General features: G+C 40.3%; 4 protein-coding genes. 1 reads left to right on the forward strand and 3 read right to left on the reverse strand.

The window, feature by feature from the left end; genetic code table 11:
- Both dndD and acsF read right to left on the reverse strand, forming a co-directional pair.
- Nucleotides 1–1,906 (reverse strand): DNA sulfur modification protein DndD (dndD, locus tag AACS98_RS18185; RefSeq protein ID WP_232317175.1); only part of this gene is annotated, 1,906 nt, incomplete at its 3' end.
- 305 nt (nucleotides 1,907–2,211) lie between these two features.
- The gene (gene acsF / locus AACS98_RS18190) at nucleotides 2,212–3,288 is read right to left on the reverse strand and encodes a magnesium-protoporphyrin IX monomethyl ester (oxidative) cyclase (RefSeq protein WP_066382421.1); all 1,077 of its coding nucleotides are present in this window, start codon (nucleotides 3,286–3,288) and stop codon (nucleotides 2,212–2,214) included.
- A 401-nt stretch (nucleotides 3,289–3,689) separates the two neighbouring features.
- On the opposite strand from acsF, the gene AACS98_RS18195 reads away from it, so the two are divergent.
- Nucleotides 3,690–4,187 carry a TM2 domain-containing protein gene (locus AACS98_RS18195; RefSeq protein WP_066382422.1) on the forward strand — a complete coding sequence of 166 codons (498 nt, stop codon included), beginning with the start codon at nucleotides 3,690–3,692 and terminating at the stop codon, nucleotides 4,185–4,187.
- Here the strand turns inward: AACS98_RS18195 and AACS98_RS18200 are convergent.
- The coding region (locus tag AACS98_RS18200; protein WP_084386935.1) for a DUF2996 domain-containing protein at nucleotides 4,184–4,588 on the reverse strand (405 nt) is incomplete at its 5' end. The genes AACS98_RS18195 and AACS98_RS18200 overlap by 4 nt on opposite strands.

Below are 4,588 nucleotides of genomic sequence, written 5' to 3' on the forward strand. Positions count from 1 at the left end.
CGTTTTCCCTAAGTATTTCTACTTCTGATTTCCCGATTTCTGTATCAGTGGAAAGTAAAATGACTTGATGACTAGCGGCGGGAAAATAACGTTCAACTAAGTTGTTACGGTGGGAGGAATCCAGTCTTCCAAGAGGTGTATCAATAGCTACTGGTAAGCGATGACCGGAAACTTTGGCTAGTCCCCAGAGGAAGGCGATCGCTAATAGTTGTTTTTCCCCTGCTGACAGGCGATGTTTCGGTACTGGTTGACCTTTCAAATCATACAGCGACAGGCTGAAAGTTTCCGTATCAATAGCGATGCGATGCACTAAATCCGATTTATGCAATAAATAGAGGAAACAATTTTTGACTTCTTCCTCTAATTTATTGAGTTTTCTGAGAGTTAATTTTTCTCGAAAAATCTTCAGGGTTTCTTGAACTTTCAGCACCGAATCAATCAAATGTTCTCTATTTTTGTAATCCAGGTTTTTATCAGTATATTCTTTTAATTCCTTTTTGGTCTGTTCAATAGTATTACCTAATGTAGTTAGTCTGTATTGAGTTGTTTCATAATTACCTTTAGCTTCAGCCACTTGCTTTTGGGCTAATTTTACAGCCTCCTGTAATTGTTTATAAGCCTCTGGTTCTGCGGCTGTTTGTACTTGTCTTTCTAGAGTAATAATTTCTTCTTCCGTGTTTTGCAGAATATCTAACTGTTGCTTTAGTGATTTCAGCAAAGTTTTTAAATGATACTGTGCATTATCTAACTGACTTAAACTTTCTTCGTCAGCAAGTAACCAAGGTGGTTCTCCTTGGGCATAACCTGTATATAAATTTTCAACATCTTCAGCTAAAAACAACTCAATTTTATCAACCTGTTCTCCAGGCATTGCTAACTGATTCAGCCAATTAATTAAGCGTTGATCTCGCTCTATTAACACATCTCTAGCTAATTGTATCTGTTGAGAACGAAATTCTTTTTCTCCTTGTGCTTGTACCTGACTGAGCAAATTAGGAATTAATGCCAATGGTAAAACATCGGCAGCTAATTCACACATTGAATCCCGGACTTTTTCGGCGGCGGCGATTTTCTCTTTTTTTATCCGTTCTAATTGATTGCGTTCCGCAGCAATTTTACCGCCTTCTGACATAAATCTATCTAAAGCTTCTTGCTGCTTGATTTCTAAGTCATCTAGTTGACTTTTAAGGGTTACTAATTCTTGTTTTATGGTTTCGTATTCTACTTGCTGTTGCTGTAATCTTTGCTCAATTATCTCTAATTGTTCCAAGTCTTTTGTATTCGCCAGTTCTCGGCGTTTGCGGTTGACTATAAAATCTAAGTCACCTGCTAATTTATCTGCTAACTCCAAACCTAAAAGTCCGCGTATCGCTTCAATAACTATTGGTGGCGGTGTATCTTGTTCCGCAAGTTCTTTTACTTGTTCCCCATCAAACAGAAATAAGTTAGAAATTCCTAATGGTAGGAGATTTTCTATATAGTCATCCCAAATATTAGCCAGAGAATCAACAGGCCAGGTGTCATCATCGCCTAAAATTCCTAATGTATCTTTACCTTCTTTGGGATTTTTGTCCCAAACTCTCACAATCCGATATCTTACTGGTCTATCATCTTCAATATGTTCAAAAAGTAATTCAATGCGTGTTTTGTCAAAAGGATCAGTTTTATTATTAACGCATTGGGTTAAAAAATCAGGATAACTCAAGTTACCACGAGTAGAACATTGGGCGCGTTGTCCATATAAAGCTAGGCGGATAGCATCCATAAGGGTGGTTTTTCCGCCACCATTCATCCCACCTAAGAGGATAATTGGACGGTGTTCTTCGTCTTTTATGGGAGCAAGATTGATTACTTGTTTCCCTGCGTAGGGGCCAAAATTTTGTAATATGAGTTCTAAAAATATCATTTTTTTTAAGAGTAAAATATAGATTTAGACTGATGAAGTCGGCTTAAATAATTAAAGGTTTGTAGTGTACCCCTCCGGGGAAGCAAGCTACGCGCAGTTTCTGCAACAGAGGACTTTAGCCTTATTATGAGGACTAAAGTCCTCACTACGAACTGAAATTAATTTATTTTTACCGACTGACTACAAACCTATAATAATAAATCACAAAGGGACACAGACCAAGAGAAAAATCAGTTTCGTGTTTCAATAAAAAAGTGGTTCTGTACTCAACAGAACCACTTAAATTAGTGCAGAAACTCAAAGATTTAGCGAGCTAAACCTTGATTAGAAACTGCATCAATTGGCTTCATCAAGTACAGTTTTAACAATTGCCAACCACTGGAGATGTAAATTGGTAGCTTCTGGAAGAATTGCAAGAATTTGGGAGTGTTGGAGTTAGCGATCGCACTCAATTTTTCGTTATTCTTGACACATACATCCAAACGTTCATAGAACTCTGGACTTTCTACATCTAGCATCACTGGGAAGACTCTTCCTGCTGTTTCGTTGGTCTTCTTAATTACATAGATGTCGTATTCCCGCGCATCTAAACCAATGGAAGCATAGAAGTCTTGACGCTGGATGTCATTGAGATACATCGTAGCAAATACTGACAACAAGAAAAAGCGGCTCCAAAGTTTCGCTTTCCAGTCGTTCAACATTTGCGGCTGGGATTTCATGATTGCATCAAAGAAATCACCATGACGGTTTTCATCCTGACACCAGTTTTCAAAGAACCGGAAAATTGGATAAATTCTATCTTCAGGATGCGCTTCTAAATGGCGATAAATGGTGATATACCGCCAGTAACCAATCTTTTCTGAAAGATAAGTGGCGTAGAAAATGAATTTTGGTTTAAAGAATGTATAATTGCGGCTCTTGGTTAAAAACCCTAAGTCCAAAGACAGGTTAAAGTCTGACATCGCTTTGTTCAAAAAGCCAGCATGGCGCGCTTCATCCCGTGACATTAGGTTAAAGCATTCTGCCAAAACAGGGCTTTTATCTTTCAAACGGCGACCGAGTTCTTTGTACAGCAAAAAGCCCGAAAATTCTGCCGTACAAGAACGTTCTAGAAACTCCACGAACAAGCGGCGAGTTTCCCCGTCAATGTGATCCCAGGATTGTTCAAACTCCGCATCCCGCACAAAGTGATGGCGGTTATAGTCCGCGCGGAACTCTTCCAGAATGGCTCTCAACTCGTCTTCGTTGACGGAGATGTCCATCCGTGCCATCTCATCAAAATCGGTGGTGTAAAACCGGGGTGTTAACAGAGTTTCCTTTGCCGGGACTTTAATCCCTGGCCGCATTTCTTCAAAGCCTGGCTTTTTTAGGGAATCTACCATGTCCTAACTGCTCTTTTGTTTTTATTATCTTGACTAGAACCCTGAGAGGCAAGGGTGATACTCTCTCAAGGTACAACAGCCGACAATAATTAATTTGTATAAATTTCAGTCTACCAAGGTGTAGAGGTAAACAGGAGGGGGAAACATTAAGAGTTGCAACAAAAATTTAAAATTAGTCATTGGTCATTAGTCATTAGTCATTGGTCATTAGTCATTGGTCATTAGTTATTCTCCCTCATCTCCCTCATCTCCCTCATCTCCCTACCCACTCGCCACTCAAAGCGCATAACCTTACAATAGAAGTAGCGTGATGAGTATAATTCGCCATGCTGCTGTGAAACAAAATTGTAGGGAAATCGCATCTAAGCAAATAAGCGCAAATCCAAGGGGTTGACCACAACATGACTGTTGACAAGAATCCGCATCAAGACCGTATCCTTGTGTCTTATATTTTGAGTGCAGCGTGGTTTTTAGGTCTAGGGGGACTGCATCGACTTTACAATGGCAAAATCGGCACTGGTTTGTTGTGGCTATTCACCGGGGGTGTGTTTGGTATAGGGCAGTTTGTAGATTTGTTTCTGTTGCCTGGAATGGTTGATGAATATGAACAGCAACTACGCCTGAAAGCTGGTGTATCGCCCTTGGGTGTACCTGTGAATCAACCGATCACTACTTCCCAAGTCCAGCCGATGACTAAAAACCAATTGATGGTAAAATTAATTGAAGTCGCAGAAAGCAAGGGTGGTAGCTTAACTGTGACTCAAGCTGTGAAAGCTACAGGAGTCGGTTTTGCGGAAGTGGAAGCGGTACTTAAAGAGATGCTGAAATCAGGTTATGTGAAAATAGACAACGACCCCATCACTGGAGCCGTTACCTACCATTTCCATGAACTCAATTAATTTCTACCTAGCCACTTTTGACCGTTCAAACGATACACTAAACGAGATACCAACATATCTAGTGTGACTTTACGCTCGTCGATGAGAAATGACTCCAGAGTGCTGGGCTTTCTGCCTTCGTTGCAAGAAAAGCCTTTTTTCCCTTGGATATCTTCATCAGGGAAATAGAGGTTAAATTGACGTTGACCGTTTTGCCAGCTGCCAATCACTTGCCAGCATTCTTCTGTTGATTGAAAACCTGCAATGGGTAATTTCTGCTTGGCAAAGGATAATTGTATATCTTTTACCCCTTCTTTGACGATCGCCTTTTCTAAAGCTGGCAAGTAGTCTTGCTGCATGAACTCTACAAATGGCTTATCTTCCACCGCAGGAGGTTTTTCCTTTTTGGCGGCGGGTTTGGC

The sequence above is a fragment of the Anabaena sp. CA = ATCC 33047 genome (assembly GCF_963870205.1).
GTDB lineage: Bacteria > Cyanobacteriota > Cyanobacteriia > Cyanobacteriales > Nostocaceae > Trichormus.

Excerpts from the sequence above, each read along its gene's own strand:
- acsF (WP_066382421.1), bottom strand. The coding sequence starts at position 3,288 with ATGGTAGATTCCCTAAAAAAGCCAGGCTTTGAAGAAATGCGGCCAGGG.
- AACS98_RS18195 (WP_066382422.1), top strand. The coding sequence starts at position 3,690 with ATGACTGTTGACAAGAATCCGCATCAAGACCGTATCCTTGTGTCTTAT.